The organism is Variovorax paradoxus B4 (assembly GCF_000463015.1).
Classification (GTDB): domain Bacteria; phylum Pseudomonadota; class Gammaproteobacteria; order Burkholderiales; family Burkholderiaceae_C; genus Variovorax; species Variovorax paradoxus_E.
Genome location: NC_022247.1, coordinates 2,361,332 through 2,384,427, shown reverse-complemented (window position 1 = coordinate 2,384,427; position 23,096 = coordinate 2,361,332). Strand labels below are relative to the sequence as shown.

Annotated in this window: 22 protein-coding genes and 1 pseudogene; 12 read left to right on the top strand and 11 right to left on the bottom strand. The window is 64.9% G+C overall.

From position 1 onward, the window contains the following. The first annotated feature begins 39 nt into the window (after positions 1–39). On the top strand, positions 40–1,257 hold the full coding sequence (hisC, locus tag VAPA_RS11045) for a histidinol-phosphate transaminase (protein WP_155248068.1): 1,218 nt from the start codon (positions 40–42) through the stop codon (positions 1,255–1,257). A 249-nt stretch (positions 1,258–1,506) separates the two neighbouring features. On the opposite strand, the gene VAPA_RS11040 is transcribed toward hisC, so the two are convergent. Genes VAPA_RS11040 through VAPA_RS11015 form a run of 6 tightly spaced genes read right to left on the bottom strand, consistent with a single transcriptional unit; the run spans position 1,507 to position 6,939 of the window. Continuing rightward, a complete protein-coding gene (locus VAPA_RS11040) occupies positions 1,507–2,295 on the bottom strand; it encodes an SDR family oxidoreductase (RefSeq protein ID WP_021006857.1) in 789 nt (262 codons plus the stop codon). Continuing rightward, on the bottom strand, positions 2,292–2,891 hold the full coding sequence (locus VAPA_RS11035) for a cysteine hydrolase family protein (RefSeq protein WP_021006856.1): 600 nt from the start codon (positions 2,889–2,891) through the stop codon (positions 2,292–2,294). Before VAPA_RS11035 ends, VAPA_RS11040 begins: the two co-directional genes overlap by 4 nt. Next, positions 2,888–3,373 (bottom strand): aromatic-ring-hydroxylating dioxygenase subunit beta, encoded by a 486-nt coding sequence (locus VAPA_RS11030; protein WP_021006855.1) that lies wholly within the window; start codon positions 3,371–3,373, stop codon positions 2,888–2,890. The genes VAPA_RS11035 and VAPA_RS11030 overlap by 4 nt, the downstream gene beginning before the upstream one ends. Further along, entirely contained in the window at positions 3,370–4,698 is a 1,329-nt protein-coding gene (locus VAPA_RS11025) for an aromatic ring-hydroxylating dioxygenase subunit alpha (protein WP_021006854.1), read from the bottom strand. The genes VAPA_RS11030 and VAPA_RS11025 overlap by 4 nt, the downstream gene beginning before the upstream one ends. Positions 4,699–4,714: 16 nt before the next feature. After that, a complete protein-coding gene (locus tag VAPA_RS11020; protein ID WP_021006853.1) occupies positions 4,715–5,680 on the bottom strand; it encodes a PDR/VanB family oxidoreductase in 966 nt (321 codons plus the stop codon). Next, complete coding sequence (locus VAPA_RS11015; RefSeq protein ID WP_021006852.1) at positions 5,677–6,939, bottom strand: dienelactone hydrolase family protein; 1,263 nt, start codon at positions 6,937–6,939, stop codon at positions 5,677–5,679. The genes VAPA_RS11020 and VAPA_RS11015 overlap by 4 nt, the downstream gene beginning before the upstream one ends. A gap of 185 nt (positions 6,940–7,124) precedes the next feature. Here VAPA_RS11015 and VAPA_RS11010 point away from each other — a divergent pair, with 185 nt between their 5' ends. Next, positions 7,125–8,312 (top strand): ABC transporter substrate-binding protein, encoded by a 1,188-nt coding sequence (locus VAPA_RS11010; protein ID WP_021006851.1) that lies wholly within the window; start codon positions 7,125–7,127, stop codon positions 8,310–8,312. 13 nt (positions 8,313–8,325) lie between these two features. On the opposite strand, the gene VAPA_RS11005 is transcribed toward VAPA_RS11010, so the two are convergent. Then, a complete protein-coding gene (locus VAPA_RS11005; protein ID WP_021006850.1) occupies positions 8,326–9,351 on the bottom strand; it encodes an AraC family transcriptional regulator in 1,026 nt (341 codons plus the stop codon). A 330-nt stretch (positions 9,352–9,681) separates the two neighbouring features. Here VAPA_RS11005 and VAPA_RS11000 point away from each other — a divergent pair, with 330 nt between their 5' ends. From VAPA_RS11000 to VAPA_RS10965, 8 genes are read left to right on the top strand one after another with little or no spacing between them, the layout of a single operon-like run. Further along, positions 9,682–10,251, top strand: a complete 570-nt coding sequence (locus VAPA_RS11000) for an OsmC family protein (RefSeq protein ID WP_021006849.1) — start codon at positions 9,682–9,684, stop codon at positions 10,249–10,251. Between the two features lie 20 nt (positions 10,252–10,271). Continuing rightward, positions 10,272–11,420 (top strand): acyl-CoA dehydrogenase family protein, encoded by a 1,149-nt coding sequence (locus VAPA_RS10995; RefSeq protein ID WP_021006848.1) that lies wholly within the window; start codon positions 10,272–10,274, stop codon positions 11,418–11,420. Then, positions 11,417–12,670, top strand: a complete 1,254-nt coding sequence (locus VAPA_RS10990) for an FAD-dependent oxidoreductase (RefSeq protein ID WP_021006847.1) — start codon at positions 11,417–11,419, stop codon at positions 12,668–12,670. The genes VAPA_RS10995 and VAPA_RS10990 overlap by 4 nt, the downstream gene beginning before the upstream one ends. Positions 12,671–12,723: 53 nt before the next feature. Next, on the top strand, positions 12,724–14,127 hold the full coding sequence (locus VAPA_RS10985; RefSeq protein ID WP_021006846.1) for a CmpA/NrtA family ABC transporter substrate-binding protein: 1,404 nt from the start codon (positions 12,724–12,726) through the stop codon (positions 14,125–14,127). Next, positions 14,124–14,996 (top strand): nitrate ABC transporter permease, encoded by an 873-nt coding sequence (gene ntrB / locus VAPA_RS10980; protein WP_021006845.1) that lies wholly within the window; start codon positions 14,124–14,126, stop codon positions 14,994–14,996. The genes VAPA_RS10985 and ntrB overlap by 4 nt, the downstream gene beginning before the upstream one ends. Continuing rightward, positions 14,986–15,915: an ABC transporter ATP-binding protein gene (locus tag VAPA_RS10975; protein WP_021006844.1), complete on the top strand. Its 930-nt coding sequence runs from the start codon at positions 14,986–14,988 to the stop codon at positions 15,913–15,915. Before ntrB ends, VAPA_RS10975 begins: the two co-directional genes overlap by 11 nt. 36 nt (positions 15,916–15,951) lie before the next feature. Further along, entirely contained in the window at positions 15,952–16,395 is a 444-nt protein-coding gene (cynS, locus tag VAPA_RS10970) for a cyanase (RefSeq protein WP_021006843.1), read from the top strand. 51 nt (positions 16,396–16,446) lie between these two features. Next, complete coding sequence (locus VAPA_RS10965; RefSeq protein WP_021006842.1) at positions 16,447–17,337, top strand: MBL fold metallo-hydrolase; 891 nt, start codon at positions 16,447–16,449, stop codon at positions 17,335–17,337. A 47-nt stretch (positions 17,338–17,384) separates the two neighbouring features. Here VAPA_RS10965 and VAPA_RS10960 read toward each other — a convergent pair whose 3' ends face one another. Then, a complete protein-coding gene (locus tag VAPA_RS10960; RefSeq protein ID WP_021006841.1) occupies positions 17,385–19,028 on the bottom strand; it encodes a sigma-54 interaction domain-containing protein in 1,644 nt (547 codons plus the stop codon). Positions 19,029–19,210: 182 nt separating this feature from the next. Beyond that, positions 19,211–19,603 (bottom strand): annotated as a pseudogene (locus VAPA_RS10955) (YybH family protein); the annotation flags it as partial. 128 nt (positions 19,604–19,731) lie between these two features. On the opposite strand from VAPA_RS10955, the gene VAPA_RS10950 reads away from it, so the two are divergent. Both VAPA_RS10950 and VAPA_RS35535 read left to right on the top strand, forming a co-directional pair. Then, positions 19,732–20,634, top strand: coding sequence for an AraC family transcriptional regulator (locus VAPA_RS10950; protein ID WP_021006839.1), 903 nt, complete (start codon positions 19,732–19,734; stop codon positions 20,632–20,634). Positions 20,635–21,066: 432 nt separating this feature from the next. Beyond that, the gene (locus VAPA_RS35535) at positions 21,067–21,279 is read left to right on the top strand and encodes a hypothetical protein (protein ID WP_155248109.1); all 213 of its coding nucleotides are present in this window, start codon (positions 21,067–21,069) and stop codon (positions 21,277–21,279) included. Here the strand turns inward: VAPA_RS35535 and VAPA_RS10945 are convergent. Together VAPA_RS10945 and VAPA_RS10940 are read right to left on the bottom strand one after the other, a co-directional pair. Continuing rightward, positions 21,276–22,244, bottom strand: coding sequence for a LysR family transcriptional regulator (locus VAPA_RS10945; protein ID WP_021006838.1), 969 nt, complete (start codon positions 22,242–22,244; stop codon positions 21,276–21,278). The two genes, VAPA_RS35535 and VAPA_RS10945, sit on opposite strands and share 4 nt — an antisense overlap. Before the next feature lie 38 nt (positions 22,245–22,282). After that, positions 22,283–23,095 carry an oxidoreductase gene (locus tag VAPA_RS10940; protein WP_021006837.1) on the bottom strand — a complete coding sequence of 271 codons (813 nt, stop codon included), beginning with the start codon at positions 23,093–23,095 and terminating at the stop codon, positions 22,283–22,285. Between the last annotated feature and the right edge of the window lies 1 nt (position 23,096).

Sequence of the window (23,096 nt, the reverse complement as noted above, 5' to 3'; positions counted from 1 at the left end):
GTTGCAGGCCGGTGGACCCCACAAGACCGATCACCAAAGGTGATCGTGACACGCGGCAGCATGTTTGTGAAATTGGGGCAAACACCCATGATGGCGGATCCAACCCACTGTTCGGCGCGCCATGCCCACGGCACGTCGACCGAACGCAAGAAGCATTCCAAGATGTCCGAATCCCTTTCTTACCCCGACCACATCCTCCATCTGAAGCCCTATGTTCCCGGTCTCCCGATCGAGGATCTCGCTCGCCGCCTCGGCGTCGAGCCCAGCAGCATCGTCAAGCTCGCTTCCAACGAGAACCCCCAGGGGGCTAGCCCGCGGGCATTGGCCGCGCTTGCGGCCGCCCGCATCGATCTCTCTCGCTATCCGGACAACGATTGCACGAACCTCGTCGGTGCTATCAGTCGCCGACACGACGTTCCATGCGATTGGGTGGTCTGTGGCGCGGGATCGGAGGCCGTCATCGGCAACGCGGTCTCGACCATGCTGACCACCGGGAGGAAGACACTCTATTCGCAGTACTCCTTTCAAGCCTATGTGGGCGCCTGCCAACGCGTGGGCGCGACCCCCATCGTGGTGCCGTCGCCCGCGTTCGCGGTCGACCTGGGAGCAATGCGTGCGCAACTCTCCAACGGGGTCTCGCTGATTTACATCGCAAACCCTGGAAACCCCACTGGGACTGCCGTCGATCCCGATGACCTCGCTGCCTTTGTCGCGTCCGTTCCCCAGAGCGTGGTGGTGATCCTCGACGAGGCCTACTTCGAATACATGCCGGAGGCCATACGCGGCGATTCCATTGCGCTGGTTCGAAAGCACCCCAACCTTCTCGTCAGCCGCACATTTTCGAAGGCATACGGGCTCGCTGGCCTACGCGTTGGCTACGGCATTGCCCAGGCGCCGCTGGCCGAGATGCTGCGACGCGCTCGCGCGCCCTTCTCGGTCTCGGAAAGTGCGCAGATCGCCGCCGAGGCGGCGCTCGACGATGGCGAATTCATCGCGCGCACGGTCCAACTGAACCGCGAATGCCAAAAGATGCTGCATGCAGCACTCGACCGCTTGCGCATCAACTATCTCCCGTCGACGACGAACTTTGTTCTCGCAGAGGTCGGCGACGGTGCAGCGCTCGCACGTCGGCTCGAGCGGCACTCGCTTATCGTGCGGCCAGTGAATTCCTATGGCCTCCCGAACTGGGTGAGGTTCAGTTTGGGCACTGTCGCTGATACTGAACGCCTCATTCACGCGTTGACTTTAACCGAGTGATTTCACGATGGGCCCTTGCGCCGCGTCGGTACCGGCTCGCATGCCCGGGAGCCCTGCTGCCACGTCGCGTCGACGCGGATCATGTGCCGATCACCGCTGCATCTCGCGCACCCACGCTGCGCATGACGCCGCTCCGCCCGTCATTGATCGGCTCTGCCGCAGCCCACTCCTTATCTCGGCCGCGGAGAGATGGGCGACTTGCAAGGCTACCGACATCGCAAGGAGAAACGCCTTTGGGATCCGGTGGGGTTAATGCATTTCGAACCAATCGCGCGCAGACCGCCCCTGATCCGGTCCCAGCATCGAGAAGCCGCCGTCGACCGGAATGTCCGCGCCGGTGACAAAGCGCGCCGCGTCCGAGCAGAGGAACAGCACCACCTGCGCCACATCGTCGCCGTCGCCGACGCGGCCCAGCGGGTGCATCGGCGCGCCGACGCGGTCGGCGCGTGCGCGGTCGCCGCTCGCCATGCGCGAGAGCGCGTCCGACCAGGTCCAGCCCGGCGACACCGAATTCACCCGCACGCCCCGGGGCGCCAGCGTGGCGGCCTGGTTGCGCGTGAGCTGGAGGATGGCCGCCTTGGCCGCCGGGTACAGCGCCCGGCCCGCAGCGCCGAACTTGCCGCCGACGCTGCCCATGTTCACGATCGCGCCGCCGTGCGCGGCCAGCGCGTCGGCGGTCTTCTGCACCAGCATCGCGCCCGAGACCAGGTTGACGTTCAGCGTGCCCAGCCAGTCGGCGCGCGCGGCATTCAACCCCGCGTCGCCGTAGACCACCGCGTTGTTCACGAGGCAGTCGATGCGGCCTTCGGTGCGCAGCGTGCCGGCCACGAGCGCATCGAGCGCGTCGTCCGACGCGATGTCGCAGGCGACGAAGCGGCAGCCTGCGCCCAGATCGGCCGCCAGCGCCTCGCCGCGCGCCGTATCGATGTCGACAGCCACCACGCGCGCGCCGGCCTGCACGAAGGCCCGCACGATCGCGCTGCCCAGCAGCGCGGCGGCGCCGGTCACGATCGCGACCTTGCCTTGCAGCGTGGTCATGGCCGGCCTCCCCTCTCCATCTGTGCCACGGCATCGTCCACGCGGACCACGTCCGCGAGCATCGCCAGGGTTTCGAGGCTGGCGGCCTGCAGGTGCGCCTGCGCGGTGCTACAGGCGTCGGCGACCACCGCCACGTCGTAGCCCAGGTCGCTCGCATGGCGCGTGCCGTGCTCGACCACGTGGTTGGTGGCGATGCCGGCCACGTACAAGCGGCCTGCACCGGTGGCACGCACCGCCTCCTCGAGCCCGCTGGCCCAGAAGGGGTTGTTGCGCTGGTGGGTGACGACGGCTTCACCCGGCAGGGGCGCGAGCTCGTCGTAGAACCCGGCACCCCAGCTGCCTTCCTGCACCGCGCCGCTCTCGGCCACGCGCCGGAACAGCGTGCAGTTGCGCAGGCAGTCGGCGTAGTCGGGTGCGAAGGCGATGCGCACGAAGATCACCGGCACGCCGTTCGCGCGCGCACCGGCAATGAGCCGCGCGGCCGAGGCGATGAGGCGCGGGCGCACGGGGTCGTCGGCGGCCAAGCCCACTCGCACCTTGCCGTCGACGTGCAGCACGTCGTTCTGGTAGTGCATGGCCAGCAGCGCGGCCTTCACATGAACACCTGCAAGGCTTCGTGCGGCGCGTCGCAGTTGACGAGGTCGACGCGCTTGGTCTGGATGCGCCAGCCGTCGTCGGCGCGGCGCAGCGTGTGCAGCACGCTGCCGCCGAAGGTGCGTTGCTCGGTCTTGCGCCACTCCAGCAGCAGGAGGGTCGAGCGCACGGTGCAGCAGCCGTCGTCGCGCGATTCGAGCGCGATGTTGCCCAGCACGTGCACGGTGCGCGTGGGCGGCTGCTGCGAATAGGCGCGGGCCTGCTCGAGCCGCCGCGCGCGCATCGAGCGCAGCAGGGCGTCTTCGCAGAACAGCGAGGCGTGGTTGAGGTGGTCGACCTGGCCGTGCACCAGCGGCACCCAGTACAGGCCGTCGGGCGTAAAGAGCTTCTGCCATTCGTCCCAGCGGTGCTCGTCGAGCAGGCGTGCCTCGTGGTGCAGGAACTGCGTGAGATCCTGCTGCTCGTTCCAGTCGCGGAAGTTCATTCGACGCTCCCGGCGAGCTCGTTCGTCTTGGCGCCCGTGTCCACGCCCATGTAGCCGGCCCAGGCCGCGAACATGTTGCGCGAGGGCATCTCGCTGTTGCCGTTGGATGCGCGCCCGCCCGGCAGCGGCTGGTCGCGCCCCGCGGCGCGGTGCATGCTGACCCAGTCGCCGCCGTCGGAGCCCAGGCCCTCCTGCACGCGGTTGTAGGCTTCCAGGTCGTCGGGCATCACGTTCGACGAAGGCGAGTTGACGATGTTGGTGTACTTGAGCGTGCGCTGAAAGGTGGCCTCGGGAGCGCCCTTCAGCCGGAAGCTAAAGATCTCGACCAGCGTGCGGTCCACCGACAGCGGCCGGATCACGCGGATCTGCTGGAACGAGGTGTGCGGCGAGCAGCTCGGATAGACGATGGTGTTGTGCCGGTTCACACGCAGGATCTCGTCAGCGCGCACGGCGCCCTGGCTGGCTTCCAGCGACGCCACGTAGGCCAGGCTCACCGGGTCGGTCGGCGGCACGAAGATGCCTTCCATGAAACCGTGGCCGTGGTCGTAGCCCTTGAGCTCCAGCTTCTCCCAGAACTCCAGCGGCTCGCCGTTGCCGTCGACGATCACCACCTCGAAGGGCTTGGGCGTGCCGGCCGGCATGGCCTCATGCTCTTCCTTGGCCGCGCGCCACGACGACTCGTGCGTGGCCACGGCGTGGATGGTGTCGTGCAGGTTCTCGAAGAAGATCTTCCAGTTGTTGCGCTGGATCACGCGCTGCACGCCACCGGCCACCTCCACTTCGCCCTCGGGCGCGCGGTCGCAGAAGTTGTCGAGCGACGTGGCCGCGCCGCCCAGAAATTCTTTCAGCTCGGGCCCGTCTTCCGACAGGCTCGCGAACACGAAGCCGCGGTACGTGGCCACGCGCGCCACCTTGCGCACGCCGTACTGCGGGTCTTTCAGGTCGAGCGCGGTGCATTCGTAGCCGCTGCGCAGCGGCACCGACAGCAGGCTGCCGTCGCACTTGAAGGTCCAGCCGTGGTACAGGCAGCGCAGGAACTTGCCGGCGCTGCCGCTGCCATCGGGCACCAGCTTGGCGCCCTTGTGCGGGCAGCGGTTGAACATCACGTGCACCTGGCCGTCGGTGTGCCGCACCATCACCACGGGCTCGCGGCCCAGGCGGGTGGTGCAGTAGTCGCCGGGCTTGGGCACCTGGCTTTCGTGGCCGACGTAGAGCCAGGCCTGGCCGAACACGCGGTCCATCTCCAGCTCGAAGATGGCAGGGTCGGTGTAGACGCGCTTGTGCACGCGGTCGGGCTGCACGAGCCCTTGCAGTTCGATGGTCATGGGGTGGGTCTCCTGATCAGATGTCGAGCACCAGGTGCGGCGTCTTCGCGCGCGACACGCAGGTGCACAGGGTCTTGCCGTCCGCCTTCTCGCGCGGACTAAGGTTGTGGTCGCGGTGGTCGGGCACGCCCTCGACCACGTCGACCGCGCACACGCCGCAGTCGCCCTGGCGACAGTCGTACAGCGGGTCCAGGCCCGCGGCAATGAGCACGTCGAGCAGGCTCTGGTCGGGCGGCACGGTCAGCGTCTTGCCCGAGCGCAGCGTGCGCACCTCGAAGGGTGCATCGCCTGCCTGCTCGATGGCGCCGGCGAAGAGTTCGAAGTGCACGTGGTCGTCGGTCCAGCCGAGCGCGCGGGCGGTGTCGATCACGGCCTGCACCATGCCGCGCGGGCCGCACACATGCAGGTGGCGGCCGGGCACGGGCTCGGCCAGCAGGGCACGCAGATCAATGCCGCGCGCCGGATCGCCGCCATCGTGAACCACCGTGCCACCCAGCGCGCGCACCTCGTGCAGGTAGGCCGTGGCTTCTTCGCTGCGCGTGGCATAGACGAATTCGAAGGGGCGATCTTCGGCCGCGAGCGAGCGCGCCATGCACAGCAGCGGCGTGATGCCGATGCCGCCGGCAAGGAGCAGCGGCGGCGCGCTGCCTGCGTGCAGCGCGAAGTCGTTGCGCGGCGCGTGCACGGCTAGCGCGGCGCCGGGTTGCAGCGCATGCATCCAGGCCGAGCCGCCCGCGCCCTGCGGTTCGCACAGCACCGCGATCTCGCAGCGGTCCGAGCCGTCGTGCGGCTGGGCGAGCGAGTAGGCGCGCTGCCCCGTGCGGCCGTTGGCCTGCACCACCTGCACGCCCAGGTGGGCGCCCGGCGCGAACGGCGGCAGGGGCTCGCCGTTCGCCGAGCGCAGCACGAAGGCCTTGATGGCCGGCGTGAGCGGCGTGACGGCGTCCACAACCAGCGCCAGCATGTCGGAGTCGCCGCTCATCCCAAGGGCAACGCCGGGTCGGCGATGGTGAGCCCTGTCGATTTTTCCCAGCGCGGCATCAGCGTGTTCGACGGCTGCGTTTCGTCGACCAGCTTGCGTGCCGTCTCGGCGCCGGCCACGGGCAGGCCTTTCGGATCGAGCAGGCCCACCTGCACCAGCACGCTGGCCTGGTCCCAGTAGATGTGCTCGTGGTAGAGCTTGTCGCCGCGGAACTTCACGATGGCCACGAGCGGAATCTCCACCGGCTTGCCGGTGGGCGCGATGCCCGGGAGCAGCCAGTCGATCTCGACCGTGTGGGTGAAGCTGAACAGCATCTCGTCCACGATCTGCGTCGCACCCACCGTGCGCGAGATGGGCGTGAGCCGCGTGTCGGGCGGCGTCGTCGGAATGAAGTGATGCTTGTAGAAGCGCGACAGCTCCCTGGCGCCCACGCCGCCGGTCATGGTCGGGATGTGGTTCACGTAGGGCTCGTTCACCATCGTGGCCATGGTGGCGACCACGTCGCGCGTGGCGAACTCGTACTCGCAGTGCTTGTCCCACAGCGCAGAGAGGTCGTACACCGGGCCGATCGCTTCCTTGAACAGCGCCATCGTGCGCTGGTGCGCCATGAGCGTGGAGGGCTTGTCGAAATGGTCGCCGCCCGTGCGTGCAAACGCATGGTCGACGCCGGGGTAGACATACATCTGTGCAGCGGACTTTCCGGCGAAGACCTCGAGCACCTGGGCGCGGGCCTCGGGCGGGCAGAACTGGTCGAGCTCGGCAAAGTGCAGCGCAATGGGGCAGTCGATTTGCGGCACCAGGTCGAGCGCGCCCTCGATGCCGACGCCGTAGTAGCCCACGGCCGCGTCCACGCCCGAGTGCGCAGCGGCCAGGTAGGCCAGCTTGCCGCCGAGGCAGAAGCCCAGCGCGCCGACCTTGCCGGTGCAGGCCGGGTGCGCGCGCAGCGCCTTCACGCTCGCCGTGACGTCGGCCACGCCGGCTTCGACGTCGAACTTCTGGAAGAAGCCGAAGGCGCGCTGCCAGTCTTCGGGCGAGTAGCCCAGCTCGACACCGGGCTCCATGCGCCAGAACAGGTCGGGCGCGAGCACCACGTAGCCCTCTTCGGCGTAGAGGTCGGCCACCTCGCGCACGTAGTCGTTGATGCCGAAGATCTCCTGGCACAGCACGATGCCGGGGCCGCGCCCCGAGGCCGGCAGGGCCAGGTAGCCGCGAAAGGTCTGGGTGCCGTCGCCGGCCGGGATGTCGATGGTGTCGCTCATCGGTTCGTCTCTCGAAGTGGTGGGGTCGGCGGCGATTCTGTGGAGCGCGCCGGGCCGTTGTCTGTCCATTTCGTGCAGCGGTTTCGGCCGCACGAAACGGATAGCGGGGCGTTGCCGCCGCACAGAGACTGCGGCCTGCATTGCCCCCACCCACGTTCAACGAACTCACCCCGAGGAGACCTTTCATGTCGCAGGCCACGCCCCGATCCATCTTGTGCGCGCTCACCGTCCTGGTAGGCGCGCTGGCTTTACCCGCACAGGCGCAGACCGTGAAAGTCGGCCTGGCGATGGACCTGTCCGGCCCCTTCGCCGTCGGCGGTGCCGAGGCCAAGGCCGGCTTCGCCGTCGCGATGAAGCAGCTGGGCGGCAAGCTCGGCGGCGTGCCGGTGGAGTTCGTCGAGGCCGACACCGCCGGCAACCCCGAGATGGCGCGCCAGGTGGTCGAGCGCATGCTGCTGCGCGACAAGATCGACCTGTTCACCGGACCCGTCGGCTCGTCGGTCGCGCTGGCCGTCGGCCCGCCGCTCTTCGCGGCCAAGGTGCCCTACCTGTCGAGCAACACCGGCCCGAGCGACTATTCGGGCGCGCGCTGCAACCCGTACTTCTTCGGTGCCTCGTACCCGAACGATGCGTACTACGAATCGGCCGGCAAGTTCGCCTCGGACAAGGGCTTCAAGAAGGTCGCGATGATCGCGCCCAGCTACCCCGGCGGCAAGGACGCCATCAACGGCTTCAAGCACACCTTCAAGGGCGGCGTGAGCGACGAGCTGTACACCAAGCTCGGGCAGCTCGACTACTCGGCGGAGCTGGCGCAGATCCGCGCGTCGAAGCCCGATGCGCTGTACTTCTTTCTGCCCGGCGCGATGGGCGTGAGCTTCATCAAGCAGTTCGTCGGCGCGGGGCTCTCGAAGGACGTGGCGCTGATCTCCACCGCGTTCTCGGCCGACGAGGACATGATCCCCGCCGTCGGCGAGCCGATGCTCGGGCTCTTCAACACCGCGCACTGGTCGTTCGACCTCGACAACGCGCCCAACCAGCGCTTCGTGGCGGCATTCCGCCAGCAGAACAACGGGCGCAACCCGTCGTTCTATGCCGGCCAGGCCTACGACGTGCTGATGGCGATGGATGCGGCCGTGCGCGACGTCGGCGGCAAGGTGGCCGACAAGCCCGCGCTGCTCAAGGCGATCAAGGCGGCGAACTACAAGTCGGTGCGCGGCGATTTCCGCTATGGCCCGAACAACTTTCCGATCCAGAACTACTACCTGCGCGTGATCGCCAAGGACGCGAGCGGGCGCATCGCCAACAAGGTGATCGGCACCGTGCTGGAGCGCTACCAGGACCGGACCGCCGCACAGTGCGCGATGAAGTCCTGAGGATGCGTGTTCTTCAGTGCCGCGCGACGGACAGTGGTGCGGGATCGCGAGAGGTGTCGCGCGGCAGCTCCCCGAAGCGCTCGCGATAGCAGGCGGCAAAGCGGCTCAGGTGCGAGAAGCCGCAGTTCAGCGCCACCTCGGTGACGCTGGCACCATCGTGCCGCGCCAGCTGCGCGTGCGCGGCGTCCAGCCGCATGTTGCGCAGCACCTCGCCGGGCGAGAGATCGCGATAGCGCTTGAAGAGCAAGGCGAGGCTGCGGCGCGTGACGCCCGCGGCCTGTGCCACGTCTTCGAGCGACAGCAGCGTGTCGAGCCGCTCACGCATGAACTCCTCGGCCCGCCGCAGCTGCCGCAGGCCGGCTTCCTCGGAGCCGCGCCGTACGGCGGCATGCCGTTGCAGGGCTGAATTCGGCCGGTGGCACAGCAGGTAGAGCATCAGGTTGTCTTCGCAGTGCGCCATCCACCGCGGGTCGTAGGTCGCCAGGCCGCCCGAGGGCAGCAGCGATGCCAGGCCGGCCACCATGCGGCACCACTGCGTGCCGGCGGCGTCGTCCAGACAAAAGGGCATCGCGAAATCGATCTCGCCCACGGCGTGGGTGCCGCGCAAGGCGAAAGCATGGCGTGCCACCTCCTGCAGCCGACTGAGTTCGATCTTCAATATCAGCTGTTCGCAGTCGGCATGCCAGTGCAGCCGCACCGGCTTGTGGGCGGAAATGACCGCGCCCTGGCCGGGATGGATCTGCAGGGTGTGCCCGCCAGTATGGATGTCGGCATGGCCGCGCAGCGGCATCTGCACCAGCACGAAGTTGCCGAGCGCGTCGGGCTCGATGTCGACGTCGCAGCCGTAGCGCAGGATGCACAAGGACAGCGCGCTCAGCTCTGCGCGGCAGAAGATGGCGTCGACGTCGCCGCGACCCCACACGCTGCGGTGCGGCTTGAGCTCGCGGGAGACACGCGCATGCGTCTCCTCTGCATCGTGCGAACGGAAGAGTTCTCTCTCGTACAAGGGGGAAAGCTGCTCGTTCGACCACGCGTCCATAGGCATTCCTCACTCAGGTTCAACGTCGAGACAGTTTTGCTCTGCGCCGCGTTGTACCGCAATTGGTGGATGACATAGTTGCCGCCCGGCAGGTGGCGGTCGTGCAGGGAGACTGAACAGCTGCGCACCCTGGCCAGCCGACCCCCGTGGCTCGACAAATTGTCGACATTCGGTCGGACAATTTGTAGAGCCCCTCCTGTCAGGTCGTTGGCACCAGACATGCGAACGAGAAAATACTTAAGAAAAACAAGGAGTTAGACGCGCCCGGCGACGATGGCGTCGGTGGCATGGCTCTTGCGCTTGGGAAGGCACCATTCACCGGAGCCACCCATGACCATCACGCCCGCTGCACGTGCAGTCGAAACCAGCCAGTCCACGCTCAAGACCTACCTGCGCCCCATCGATCGCGAAGGCCTGCTTGCCTTCGCAGAAAAGGGGCGCAACAACCCGACCTCCCGCGGCACCAACAAAGTTCACACCGTCGTCGATGGCAAGTTCCGTACGCTGAGCTACGTCGGTGATCACACGCCGGTGGTCGTGGACGAGCCGCCACATCTGTTCGGTCAGGACACGGCACCGGCTCCAGGCGAAATTGTGCTGTCGGGCCTCGGTGGTTGCCTGTGCGTAGGCATCACCGCCGTTGCAACGCACCGCAACGTCAAGCTCACCAAACTCGAGATCTTCCTTGAAGGCGACATCGGCAATCCCGCGGCCTGGGGCGCCGGCGGCGCGCAGAAGCAGCCTTTGGAAATGGGCTTCCAGCAGATTCGAGTGAAGGTGCTCGTTGAAGGCGACGCGCCGCGCGACGTTCTGGACGACATCGTCAAGCACGCGAACACCTATTCGCCGGTCGCCAACACGATGCGCAATCCCATCCCCTTCGACATCGCGCTCGCCTGAGCGGTCGGGAGCGGCCTACCATGTCAGCGGTACTTCAGATGGCGGCATTGGCCACCGATGCAGGTCCTGCCCGCGCGCAAATGCTCGATGCCGTTCGGGCGGTGGCGAACGGATCGCTTGCAGCGATGGTCGACGAGATCGACCGCATCGGCACCTATCCCAAAAGCGTCCTGCGCGAACTGGGCAAGGCCGGTGCCTACCGGGCCCAGACGTCCCTGGACGGCCAGCCCGATTTCGTGGCGGCGATTCAGGCCATCACCGAGGTGTCACGCGTGTGCGGGGCCACAGGCTTCATGGTGTGGTGCCAATCGGCCTGCACTCTCTACATGGAGAAGTGCGGCAATCCAAGCTTCCTGGGTGAACGCTTCGAGCGCCATGTTCGCGGTGACACGCTCGGCGGCACGGCGCTGAGCAACCCGATGAAGGCCATGACCGGCATCGAGCCCATGCTTCTCAAGGCTGAAAGAGTCGAAGGCGGCCATGTCGTCAACGGCACCTTGCCGTGGGTGAGCAACCTGGGTAAGGACCACTATTTCGGCGGCGCTGCCACCGTCGTCGCCAATGGCAAAGCATCCCACGACATCATGTTCATGGTGCCGTGCGACAACCCGGCGATCGAGCTGCGCGAATGTCCATCCTTCGCGGGCATGGAAGGCACAGGAACCTGGGGCGTGCGTTTCACGAACTTCTTCGTCGGCAGCGATCGGATGATGGCCGACCCCGTGCGCCCATTCCTCGATCGGATCCGAGCAGAGTTCATTCTTCTGCAGGTGGGAATGGGTCTGGGCGTCTCGCAAGGCGCGATTGACTCGATGTGGGATGTAGAGCAGCAACTCGCCCACGTGAACCAGTTCCTGGAAGATCGTCCCGCCGACCTGCAGGCCGAACTCGATGCCCTGACCGATCGCACGTTCGCGCTGGCCCGCATCGCCAACGAGGGTGGCCAGCCCGCCCTGCTCGATGTGCTGGACGTGCGCGCCCACGCCTCCGAGCTCGCGCTACGATCGGCCCAGTCCGCGCTCATGCACCAAGGTGCGCGCGGCTATCTGCTGTCGTCTGCGGTACAGCGCAGGGTTCGCGAGTCCCACTTCGTGGCCATTGTCACGCCGGCGATCAAGCACCTGCGTCGAGAAATGGCCCGGCTGAGCAGCCCGGTGACGCCGTCATGAGCGCCCCTGCCCTCGCCGTGCGCGGGGCCGACACGGCGGCCGCCTTTCGCCAGTACATCTGCCGGGCGTGCGGATTGATCTATGACGAGGCGACAGGCGATCCGGACAGCGGCTTGGTGCCGGGCACACGCTTCGAAGATATTCCCGACGACTGGTCCTGTCCCTTGTGCGGCGTGGGCAAGGCGGACTTTGAGATCTACGTCCCGCAGGCCAGAGTGGCGCAAGCGGGCTCGCCCAGCCACGCCGGGCGCAGCCGCCGCGATGAACCGGGCGTCGTCATCGTCGGCGCAGGGGCCGCCGGATGGCAGATGGCGCGCGTTCTGCGCGAGCGCGATGCCAGCGTGCCCATCACCCTCGTGACGAACTGCAGCGGCGACGTCTACGACAAGCCGATTCTGTCCGTCGCATTGGCAAGGGCCATCAGCCTTGCGGCGTTGGTCAAGGAAACAGGCGCTCAAGCAGCCGCCCGTCTGAAGGTACGCCTGATGTCCGAAACGCACGCCATCAGCGTTTGCGCAGGAACGAATGCCTTGCGCACGACCAGGGGCAGCGTCAAGTACAAGAGCCTGGTGCTTGCCCATGGCGCAGCCCCGCGCCCGGACCCCGCATTGCCTGCCGATCTGTGCTGGACCATCAACGACCTGCGGTGCTACGCCAGGTTCCGCCAAGCCGTGGACGCGCCGGGAGATGCGCGGCGGATCATCGTTGTGGGGGCAGGCCTGGTGGGCTGCGAACTGGCCAACGATCTGGCGCTGGCCGGCCACGCGGTCGTCTTGCTGGACGTGGCCGACCGGCCCCTCGCCAACCTGTTACCTGCGCAGTCGTCCCAAGACCTGCTCGACGCCTGGGCGCCGCTCGCGATCCAGTTCATGGGCAACACGCGAGTCAAGCAGGTGAAGAAGACGGACTTCGGTATGACCGTGGAGACGGACAGTGCACTCGTTCTGAATGGGGACCACGTCCTGGCCGCCACCGGACTGCAGACACCCAGTCGTCTGGCACAGAGTGCCGGCCTGGACTGGAACAACGGCATCTCGGTCCGCGCAGATTCCCTACACACCAGTGCCCAGAACATCTATGCGTTAGGCGACTGCATCAGCATTGATGGTCACGCAATGCGCTTCATCGAGCCGATCGCACGGCAGGCGCAAGTCATCGCCGCCCACCTGACGGGCTGTGTTGCGCCGGCCTACGCCCACGTTCGGCCGTTGGTACGCATCAAGACCGGCTCTCGCAGGTTCACCGTTTAACGCGGCCACGGACCACTCACCCGTTTCCTCATCGCCAATCCACAAAGGCCCCAATGCGCTATTTCGACCCCTACGATGCCGACGCACCGCTCATGATGAGTTGCGCATGCGGCCGCCACGCCTCCGCAGCGGCGCATGAGGCCGCAAGCGCCGCATCCGCCACCAGGGAGCTGATCCGGCGCAGCCAGACCACCGCGTTCGAGGACTACTCCAACGACTTCATCGAAGCGAGCCTCGTCAAGGCTGTCTTCCCGCAAGATGCCGTGCGCCGCCGCTTCCTGCGCGCCGTAGGCAAGGGAGCCGCGATGGCCGCGATCTCCAGCGTGCTCCCGGTCGCCAGCCTCCAGGCGATGGCCCAGGACAAGGGCGCCATCGAGAAGAGGAATCTGAAGATCGGCTTTATTCCGATCACCTGCGCTACGCCACTCATCATGGCCGAGCCGCTGGGCTTCTACAGCAAGCAGGGCCTGGAGGTCCAGGTCGTCAAGACGGCGGGCTGGGCACTGGTGCGCGACAAGATGATGAATCACGAGTACGACGCGTCGCACTTCCTGTCGCCAATGCCATTGGCGATCACCATGGGACTGGGCTCGAACCCGCAGCCGATGAACGTGGCGACGATTCAGAACATCAATGGACAAGCCATCACCCTCGCGCTCAAGCATAAGTCCAATCGCGATCCCAAGAATTGGAAGGGCTTCAAGTTCGCCATTCCGTTCGAGCATTCGATGCACAACTTTCTGCTTCGCTACTACCTGGCCGAAGCCGGCCTGGACCCTGAGCGCGACGTTCAACTGCGCGTCGTTCCGCCCGCGGAGATGGTCGCCAATCTGCGGGCCGGAAACATCGACGGATTTCTCGGCCCGGATCCGTTCAACCAGCGGGCTGTGGTGGAAGAAGTGGGATTCATCCATCTGCTGACACGAGACATCTGGAACGGCCACCCCTGCTGCGCCTTCGGCACGTCTACGGAGTTCATCCAGAAGAACCCGAACACCTTCGCGGCGCTGTACCGCGCCGTGCTGACCGCTGCCGCCATGGCCCGCGATCCCAGGAACCGGGAGCTCATCGCCAAGGTGGTTGCGCCGCAGGCCTATCTCAACCAGCCGGAAGCCGTGTTGACCCAGGTGCTGACCGGGAGGTACGCCGACGGCCTGGGCAACATCGTCAACGTGCCTGCTCGCGTGGATTTCGACCCCATGCCCTGGCAAGGCATGGCCGTCTGGATGCTGACGCAGATGAAGCGCTGGGGCTATATCAAGGGAGATGTCGACTACAAGCAGGTCGCGGAGAAAGTGTTCCTGCTGACCGATGCCAAGCGGGCCATGCGAGAAATCGGTCAACAGACATCGGACGGCAGCGCCTATCCCAAGTACGAAATCATGGGCAAGACCTTCGATCCGAACAAAGCGCAAGCCTATGCCGACAGCTTCTCCATCAGGAAGACGCCGGCATGAACGAGCCCAAGACACTTCGCGCGAAGGCGGCGCTTCTTTCCGCCTTCTTCATCGCGTTCATTCTCCTTGTCTGGTACGCCGCCACGCTGCCCACCAAGACCGCAGCGCCGACGCTCACAGCCGAGCAGAGCGAGTACGCGAAGCTCATGGGCAAGGATCCGCAGGCGGGCGGCGGTGCAGCTTCGAAGTCCGCATTCCCCACACCTGCCCAGATGGGCTCTGCGATCGTCGGACATCTGTCAGACCCGTTCTACGACAACGGCCCCAATGACAAGGGCATCGGACTTCAGATCTCGTACTCGCTCGCGCGCGTCGGGCTCGGATTCAGTTTGGCAGCGCTGTTCGCCATTCCCTTGGGCTTTCTGATCGGCATGAGTCCGCTGGCCTACCGTGCGCTGGATCCGTTCATCCAGTTGCTCAAGCCGATCTCGCCGCTCGCGTGGATGCCCATCGCGCTCTACACCATCAAGGACTCGTCGATCTCCGGCATCTTCGTCATCTTCATCTGCTCCGTCTGGCCGATGCTGACCAATACCGCCTTCGGAGTGGTCGGCGTGCGACGCGAGTGGCTGAATGTTTCCAGGACGCTCCAAGTCACGTCGATGCGCAAGGCGATCGAAGTCATCCTGCCGGCCGCCGCTCCCACCATCCTGACCGGCATGCGCATCAGCATGGGCATTGCCTGGCTGGTGATCGTGGCGGCGGAGATGCTGGTCGGAGGAACCGGCATCGGCTACTTCGTGTGGAACGAATGGAACAACCTCTCGCTCACCAACGTGATCTTCGCCATCCTGGTTATCGGACTGGTGGGCATGGCGCTGGATCTTGTCTTTGCCAAAGCGCAGAAGGCGGTGACGTATGCCGAATGAATGCAGGAGCAGTGAGCCAGCAGGCGGCTTCCTGAAGATCGAGAACCTGGCGAAGACCTACGTTCCTGGTGCGGAGCCCGTCTTCGATAGCGTCAACTTCGAACTGGCCAAGGGCGAGTTCGCCTGCATCATCGGCCACTCCGGTTGCGGCAAGACCACCATCCTGAATGTCCTCGCCGGCCTCGAAGCGGCCACGGCCGGCGTGGCCATCATGAGTGGCCGCGAGATAGCCGGGCCCAGCCTCGATCGAGGCGTCGTCTTCCAAGGGCACGCACTGATGCCATGGCTGACAGTCAGGAAGAACATCGCCTTTGCGGTGCGCAGCAAGTGGCCGCAATGGAGCGCCAGGCAGGTCGACGAGCATGTGCAGAGTTACGTGGCACTGGTCGGCCTGGATCAGGCGATCGACAAGAAGCCCTCCGCGCTTTCGGGCGGCATGAAACAGCGCGTGGGCATCGCCCGCGCATTTGCCATCCAACCCAAGATGCTGCTGCTGGACGAGCCGTTCGGTGCTTTGGACGCGCTCACCCGCGGAACGATCCAAGATGAGCTGCTTCGAATCTGTCGCGAAACCCGCCAGACCGTCTTCATGATCACGCATGACGTCGACGAGGCCATCTTGCTGGCCGACAAGATCCTGCTGATGAGCAACGGGCCGCGGGCGCGTGTGGCGGAGATCGTCGTGAACACCATGCCTGCGGACCGCCAGCGCGCAACGCTGCACCACGATGCACAGTACTACCGCATCCGCAACCACCTGGTCGACTTTCTGGTCGCAAGGTCCAAGGACCTCTCCGGCGGACGTGCTCCGCTGAAGCCGCCATTCGTGACCCCTGGACTTCAAGCCACCGACCTCGCCGAGCCGGGGCTCGAAGAACCGATCGCTGTCAAACCTGTTCAGCTGCAGCGCGTTGTCTGATCATTCAAGCCATCACCTCTCATTGAAGGAATACTCATGAACCGTATCGACGTTACCGAGAAGATCATCGCGAGCAAGGTTTCCAAGGGCCTGAAGTGGTCGGAGATCGCGGCCAAGGTGGGACTCAGCAAGGAATGGGTCACGTCCGCGTGCCTGGGTCAGATGACGCTGAACAAGGAACAGGCTGGCACGCTTGCAGAGATCTTCGGCCTGTCCGACGAGGAAGCGAAGTGGCTGATGGTCACGCCGTACAAGGGGTCACTGCCCACTGCGGTACCGACCGACCCGCTGATCTATCGCTTCTATGAGATGGTCAACGTCTACGGCACGACTTTCAAGGCGCTCATCCACGAGGAATTCGGTGACGGCATCATGAGCGCGATCGACTTCAAGATGGACCTCCAGCGGGAGGCAGACCCTGCGGGTGATCGCGTCCGCATCGTGATGAGCGGCAAGTTCCTTCCCTACAAGCAATACTGAGCGAATGAGCTGCAGCGCCCGTTCCTCCTGAAGCGCCAGAGCGATGGGTCCATGATCGAATCTCCTCGACCTCTGGTCCACGCGTTCTTCGACCTGGACACCTGCACATTCACCTACGTTCTGTACGTCGAGGATGGCGGTGCATGCGCCATCATCGACTCGGTGCTCGACTTCGAGCCCAAGGCCAGCAGGACGGGAACGCAGTCGGCCGATGCCGTGATCGGGTTCGTGCGGGCGCATGGCCTCCAGGTCGAGTGGATCCTCGAGACGCATGCCCACGCGGACCATCTCTCGGCCGCGCCTTACCTCCAAGCGCACCTGGGGGGCGTCGTTGCGATCGGCGCTGGCATTCGTGTCGTGCAGAGCGCATTCCAGAAGGTCTTTCACCTGCCGACGGAGCTTGAGCCTGACGCTTCGCAGTTTGGACGGCTGTTCGAACCCGACGAGGTGTTCTGCATCGGCCCGCTTCGGGCTCGGGCCATGCACGTGCCCGGCCATACCCCGGCGGACGTGGCCTACGTGATCGAAGCCGACGACGGCATGCCGCAGCTTGCTTTCGTGGGAGACACCCTGTTCATGCCGGATGTCGGGAGTGCGCGCTGCGATTTCCCGGGTGGCAGCGCGCGCAGCCTGTACCGCTCGGCGCAGAGGATTCTGGCCCTGCCACCCTCGACGCGGCTCTTCATGTGCCACGACTATCCGCCTGCCGGTCGCGAATCACGCGCCGAGACGACGGTCGCAGAGCAGCGCAGCGCGAACATTCACCTGCGCGAAGGTATCAGCGAGGATCAGTTCGTTGAGCTGCGCCAGCGCCGCGACGCAACGCTGGGCATGCCCGCGCTGATCTTGCCGGCCATCCAGGTGAACATCCGTGGTGGCGAGCTACCTCCGATGGAAGCCAACGGTGTACGCTACCTCAAGATCCCCATCAACGGGCTGTAGCCGCGCATGGCGACGCACGGCACCGCATTTCGCCATTGCGGCTTCGGCTAGGTGCTCTCTTGCGCAGCAAGCCTGCGCCATCGATAGCCGAACTGCCTGGGAGTCAGGCCAAGAGACTGCGCGGCACGAGACTGGTTTCCACCATGAAGCCGCATCGCATCGCGCAGGTCCTCGGCGTCGTGAGAACTGTGCGGCCGATACTCCCTCACCAAGGGCGCTCCCGAGGCGCCCGGGTTGACAGGATGGGTGTCGCGCTTGCGGACGGTGGTCGTGCCGGTGTGGGTTCCGGGGAGCCAAGTCTCGATTTCTTTGCGAGAAACGATCGCTTGATCGGTGAGCAGAACCGTGCGCTCGATGACGTTGGAGAGTTCACGGATGTTCCCCGGCCACGTCTGTTCCTCCAGTGCGTCGAGTGCCTGCGGCGAGAAGTGGACATTGCGCTGGTTCTGCTGGTTGGTCTTGTTCAGGAAATGCAGCGCAAGCGGCCGTATGTCCTCGCGGCGCTGCGCGAGAGACGGCAGGCTGATCGGAATGACATTGAGGCGATAGAACAGGTCTTGCCGAAAATTGCCGCTTGCCACTTCGACGGCGAGGTCCCGGTTGGTGGCCGCAACCACACGCACATTGATGGGCATCTCTCGCTTGGCGCCCAGGCGGATGATGGTTCCTTCCTGGAGGGTCCTCAACAGCTTAGCCTGCATGGCGAGCGGCATCTCGCCGATCTCGTCGAGGAAGATCGTTCCCTGATCCGCCTGTTCGAACCACCCCGCGCGCGAGGTCGACGCTCCGGTGAATGCGCCCTTCTCATGGCCGAACAGTTCCGATTCAAACAGCGTCTCAGGGATGGCAGCGCAATTGACCTTGATGAACGGTCCGTCATGTCGCGCACTGGCGAGGTGGAGCGCTCGTGCAAACAGTTCCTTGCCCGTGCCTGACTCGCCGAGAAGCAGAACGCTGGCCGAAGCGTGCGACACCCGTTCGAGTTCGGCGAGTGCGCGCAGCAGCGCAGGCGAACGCCCGATGATGCCGTAGCGAGCGGTCGCCGACTCGAGCGCCTGGCTCAGCAAGGCATTCTTGGATTCGAGTTCTCTCGTCTGCGCCTGAATCAGTTGGCGCAATTGCAGAAGCTGCCCCGACAGCGTTGCCAACAGGCGGAGAACGGCAACGTCCTCACTGAGCGCTCGATTCCTGCGCCGGATGCGGTGTGCCGCGAGGACGCCAATGGTTGTATTGCCCAGTTCGATGGGCACCGCAATGAACGCGACCGTCTCTTGAGGCAGCCGCGAGCGTTCGACGGCACGGTTGAGGAACCGAGGGTCGGCATCGATGCTTTGCACAATGCTCGTCTGGCCGGTGGACAGGACCGCTCCCGTGATGCCCTCTCCGACCACATACCGGCCACGTGACATCTCGGCCTTCGTCAAACCGTATGCAAAGTGGATCGAAGCCTCTTCGAATGGCGACGAGCGGTCGCTTCCCTTTTCGAAGGAGTCCAGGAGCACAACCCGTCCCCGATTCAGACCGAGAAGCTCGGACATGAGATGGAGCATTTCCCGAAAGACGACGTCGGGGGCCAAGCTCTTGCCTACAAGGCGCATCACTTCGCCGAGAAGCAGGTGTTCCTGTTCTCGCCAACTTGGCTCGGTTCTGGGGGCTGTGGCGGCGAGCGCTCGGCGCGCGGGTCTGGACATGACTGCTCGATCCTGCTCAGGTGATGAGCCAATACATTGACCTCCGCATTATTCTTGAAGATCACGATCGTGGGGACGACTGCAGGGTCAGACCCGGCCGCGCTCTTGATGCGCACGGCCGGCAGTGGCTGCGCTCAGGCCATCAGCCCTTGCATGGCCGCCGGATGGCGCGTGAACGACCAATTCACATGCACGGCGCGCCAGCGCCCGTCGATCTTGCGGTAGCCCATGGTGGCGTTCCAGGGACTTCCGAGCTTCTCGCCACCTCGTCCGTCGGAAACGTGGTTGACCAGGTTGTAGCTCACCAGCGCCATGTCACCAGCTTCGCTCGCGATCACCTGCGGGTTCAGGAAGTCGTTGCGCAGGATGTTGAGCTTGCCTTCGAAAAACTGGCGGAAATAGACCTCCACGGTCTTGCGGCCTTCCAACCGCGTCTCAGTCATCGGGTCGAAGTAGGTGACATCGTCGCTGTATATCTCCAGGGCCCCGTCGACGTCGCCCTTGTTCCAGCGTTCGTTGATCTCCTTCTCGATGGCGAGAAGGGTCGTGGAGATCTCCTTGGCGTTGCCGTTCATGGTGCGTCCTTTCGTTTGCTTGGTTGCAATTGTCGGACTTGGTTCCGGGTAGGTCACGGTCGAGAGTGGTCTAATGGTTGCCAATATTGGACATCAGGCCAAGCAGCTTCCGCTAAGCGAATCGAGCGATGACTAAAAAGGGACGGCGCGTCCTCGAGATTCAGCGCCTTGACTATCAGCCGGACGGAGACTATCCACTCGATCTGGAAATCTTTCGCGTGTCCGACCTGCGGCGGCGGGTGGGCACCGAGATCCTAGGTTCAACGCATCGGTATGCATTCCTAACGCTGCTCTGCGTCACCCGTGGCGTTTGCACGCAACTGGTGGACTTCGAGTCGGTCCCCTGTGCGCCAGGCTCGTTGCTGTTGATTCGACAGGGCATGGCCCATAGCTTCGGATCCGACGAAGATTGGGACGGATGGCTGGTCCTGTTTCGATCTGAGTTTCTGTTGCCTTCGTCCCTGATCGAGGTCGGTCAAACCGGCGCTTCCGACCTGGACGGACTGCCAACCCATCTGGTGCCGGCCGACACTGAAGCGGCCATGGTTACCCGCGCGATCGCGCAGATGCACGACGACTCGCGAATGGGCGCAGCGGCAGAAGACATGCACGCACTACTGCGTTACCAGCTCTGTGCATTGCTGACGAGAATTCGCATCATCCATGCGCAGAACGAAACACGTGGTGCGGCCCGAAGTCCTGCGTCGCAACGTTTCAAGGAGTTTGAGCTGCTCGTGGAGAAGCACTTCGCCGCTTGGCATCATGCGTCCCGGTATGCCGAGCGCATGGGATGCTCCGAGAAAAGCCTTGCCCGCGCCACGATGGACTCGGCGGGCATGAATCCCAAGGCCTTCATCTCCGCGCGGATCGTTCTGGAGGCCAAGCGGCTGTTGGCGCACACGGAACTGTCTGTCTCGGACATTGCCGAACGCATTGGCTTCAACGACCTGTCCAATTTCGTCAAGTTCTTCAAGCGCGAGGCCGAATGTACGTCGATGGAGTTTCGCCGTCGGCAGATCAGAGATCGTTAACATCAGCTCATGGGTCTATCGCAAGAAGGCACTGTTCGACCCAGGACGCCACTCGCCTGGCTTTGGTGGCCGTATCGACGTGGACGAGCACGGTGCGGTTCTGGATTTCGCACTTTGTTCAGCGCTTCAACGCGGAGCCGCTGTCCTTCGGAAAGGTCGGCCCTTCAATCTCTACTCTCCGACGGCGCTCTACACCAACGCGCACTGGTTCGTCAGAAACCGGCACCGTTGTCTAGGTACGCCTTCGCTTCGAATCACCCAACCAGTCGTTGTGCTCTTGCAGAATAGCTGGCGCGGCGGAACATCGTTTGTTGGCGGGCGCCAGTATCGGTTGCTCCTCGTCACCATTATCCTGTCCTCGGTTCCGTTGCCTTGGCACTGAGCGCCTTGAATCCTCTGTCTCGCACGACGAACGCGGCGGGCATGTAGGGGATCAGAGCCGTCGAACCTGGCTGCAGCGCTTGCATCAACGCCGGGCCTGGCGCGTCGAGTCGGACTGAACAGCTCACTATCAGTGCCATCAACCGCAATTTCCCGGCCCGGTCCGGCCCGGGTTCGCGTTTCCTTTTCGAGCTTGAAAGACGACGTAGCGCGGTCTCCGCCGTCAAGAAGCCGAGCGTATCGTCAGGGCCGCATGAAAGCTAGGAACGGTTGACGCTTCCGAGGGCCGATCTCTCATCTCGGCTCGGTGCCTCCGGCTGAGTCCCGATATTGATTTTCGACCCTGCAGGCTTCAACCGGCTCGCAAGAAAATCCAACAGGGCTCGGTGCACTGCCGTACTGTGCCGGCGCTGCAGATAGACGGCCGACAGCCACATGTCGCTGCGGACGAACTCCGACAGCACGGGCACCAGTCGCCCGCTCTGGACGTAGGGCTCGAGCATCACCGAGGGCAGGTAGACGACGCCTGCGCCAAGCAGTGCCGCCTGGATCAGCGGGCTGGCTTCCGTTGCATCCAACCGTCCACGGACCGCGACTTCGAGTGGCTGACCGTCGACTTCGAAGCGCCACTTTGGCAGCGGATTCAAATGGCTGCTGAACAGCGCGACGTGATGCGCAAGTTCGCCCGGACGGGCAGGCACGCCATGCTTGCGCCAGTAGACGGGAGCTGCACAGACAGTGAGCTCCATCGACACCAGTTTTCGAACGATCAGGTTGTCGTTGGCCGACGCGCCGAAGCGAAGCGCGATGTCGACGCCCTCCTCCGCAAGATCGACCATGCGGTTCGTGAGCATGAGACTGATGCTGACCTCCGGATAGTGGCCAAGAAAGACGTTGATCAGTGCCGGCAATTCCGTCAGTTCCATGCCGTAAGGCGCCGAGATGCGCACGCGCCCGCTCGGGACCCGCGCGCGGTCCTGAAGTTCGGCGCGTGTCGCATCGGCCAGTTCCAATATTGGCCTGCTCCTGTCGAGCAGCAAGAGGCCTGCGTCGGTGAGGCTGACGGCGCGGCTGGTCCGGTTCAGCAACCGCACGCCGAAGCGGCGCTCGAGGGCCGCGATGTACTTGCTGACGGTCCCCCTCGACAGCGCCAGATGCTTGGCGGTGCGGGAGAAGCTTCCGGAAGAGGCCACCTCGCTGAAGGTGCGCAGGAGATCCAGGCTGTCCACGATGCTCTCCTTCCTTCGTTTGTACGGCGAGCTGCTGCTCAGGAAGCGCCGAGTCCGAGCTTTTTTCTCAGGCTCGCGTCCACCGGACCCGCCGGCATGAAGCGCCGCAATTTCGTCAGGAGAGACGCCTCCCCTGGCGGGGTGCAGCGCATGCGCCATGGGTCGAGCGCCGCCTCGACGATGGTGCCCGCCACGCCGTGCGGCTCGGGCGCACTGTTCACGCTGTCGGCCACGGAGAGCGCCACCAGGTCGCGTTCGCGGTCATAGTCCGCGATCCGCGCCCTGGCACGGGGTGCGTTGGCATCGAGGTTCGTCCGGGTGAAGGCCGGCTGTACCAGCGTCGCGCGAATGCCGAACTGGCGCACCTCGTGGTCCAGCGATTCCGACAGCCCTTCCACCGCGTGCTTGGTGGCCGAATACAGCCCCATGTATGGCGCCGGAAGCACGCCGAGCACCGAACTCACGTTAACGATCCGCCCGCGGCGCTGCTGGCGCATGTATGGCAACACGGCGCGCGTCGTGCGAAGCATGCCGAAGACGTTGGTGTCGAACAGTTCCGCGGCCTCGGCCGTCGCGGTTTCCTCGACCGCGCCGATCATCATCATTCCCGCGTTGTTGACCAGCACGTCGATGCGCGTGGCCCGGTCGATGATGGATTCGATGCCCGCCTGAACCGAGCCTTCTTCGCGAACGTCCATCTCGACGAACTCGACACCGGGCAGCGCGGGTGCCTTGCGCAGGTCGCGCGCGGTGCCGAACACCCGGCAGCCGCGCGCCACGAACATCTCGGCGGCGGCGCGTCCGATGCCCGAGGACGCGCCCGTCACGACAACGACTGATGAACTCGACATG

What these genes read in the sequence shown, in the direction of transcription:
- VAPA_RS11040 (WP_021006857.1), bottom strand. Translation starts at nt 2,295, where the DNA reads ATGACCACGCTGCAAGGCAAGGTCGCGATCGTGACCGGCGCCGCCGCG.
- VAPA_RS11030 (WP_021006855.1), bottom strand. Translation starts at nt 3,373, where the DNA reads ATGAACTTCCGCGACTGGAACGAGCAGCAGGATCTCACGCAGTTCCTG.
- VAPA_RS11025 (WP_021006854.1), bottom strand. Translation starts at nt 4,698, where the DNA reads ATGACCATCGAACTGCAAGGGCTCGTGCAGCCCGACCGCGTGCACAAG.
- VAPA_RS11020 (WP_021006853.1), bottom strand. Translation starts at nt 5,680, where the DNA reads ATGAGCGGCGACTCCGACATGCTGGCGCTGGTTGTGGACGCCGTCACG.
- VAPA_RS11015 (WP_021006852.1), bottom strand. Translation starts at nt 6,939, where the DNA reads ATGAGCGACACCATCGACATCCCGGCCGGCGACGGCACCCAGACCTTT.
- VAPA_RS11010 (WP_021006851.1), top strand. Translation starts at nt 7,125, where the DNA reads ATGTCGCAGGCCACGCCCCGATCCATCTTGTGCGCGCTCACCGTCCTG.
- VAPA_RS11005 (WP_021006850.1), bottom strand. Translation starts at nt 9,351, where the DNA reads ATGGACGCGTGGTCGAACGAGCAGCTTTCCCCCTTGTACGAGAGAGAA.
- VAPA_RS11000 (WP_021006849.1), top strand. Translation starts at nt 9,682, where the DNA reads ATGACCATCACGCCCGCTGCACGTGCAGTCGAAACCAGCCAGTCCACG.
- VAPA_RS10995 (WP_021006848.1), top strand. Translation starts at nt 10,272, where the DNA reads ATGTCAGCGGTACTTCAGATGGCGGCATTGGCCACCGATGCAGGTCCT.
- VAPA_RS10990 (WP_021006847.1), top strand. Translation starts at nt 11,417, where the DNA reads ATGAGCGCCCCTGCCCTCGCCGTGCGCGGGGCCGACACGGCGGCCGCC.
- VAPA_RS10985 (WP_021006846.1), top strand. Translation starts at nt 12,724, where the DNA reads ATGCGCTATTTCGACCCCTACGATGCCGACGCACCGCTCATGATGAGT.
- ntrB (WP_021006845.1), top strand. Translation starts at nt 14,124, where the DNA reads ATGAACGAGCCCAAGACACTTCGCGCGAAGGCGGCGCTTCTTTCCGCC.
- VAPA_RS10975 (WP_021006844.1), top strand. Translation starts at nt 14,986, where the DNA reads ATGCCGAATGAATGCAGGAGCAGTGAGCCAGCAGGCGGCTTCCTGAAG.
- cynS (WP_021006843.1), top strand. Translation starts at nt 15,952, where the DNA reads ATGAACCGTATCGACGTTACCGAGAAGATCATCGCGAGCAAGGTTTCC.
- VAPA_RS10965 (WP_021006842.1), top strand. Translation starts at nt 16,447, where the DNA reads ATGATCGAATCTCCTCGACCTCTGGTCCACGCGTTCTTCGACCTGGAC.
- VAPA_RS10960 (WP_021006841.1), bottom strand. Translation starts at nt 19,028, where the DNA reads ATGTCCAGACCCGCGCGCCGAGCGCTCGCCGCCACAGCCCCCAGAACC.
- VAPA_RS10950 (WP_021006839.1), top strand. Translation starts at nt 19,732, where the DNA reads ATGACTAAAAAGGGACGGCGCGTCCTCGAGATTCAGCGCCTTGACTAT.
- VAPA_RS10940 (WP_021006837.1), bottom strand. Translation starts at nt 23,095, where the DNA reads ATGTCGAGTTCATCAGTCGTTGTCGTGACGGGCGCGTCCTCGGGCATC.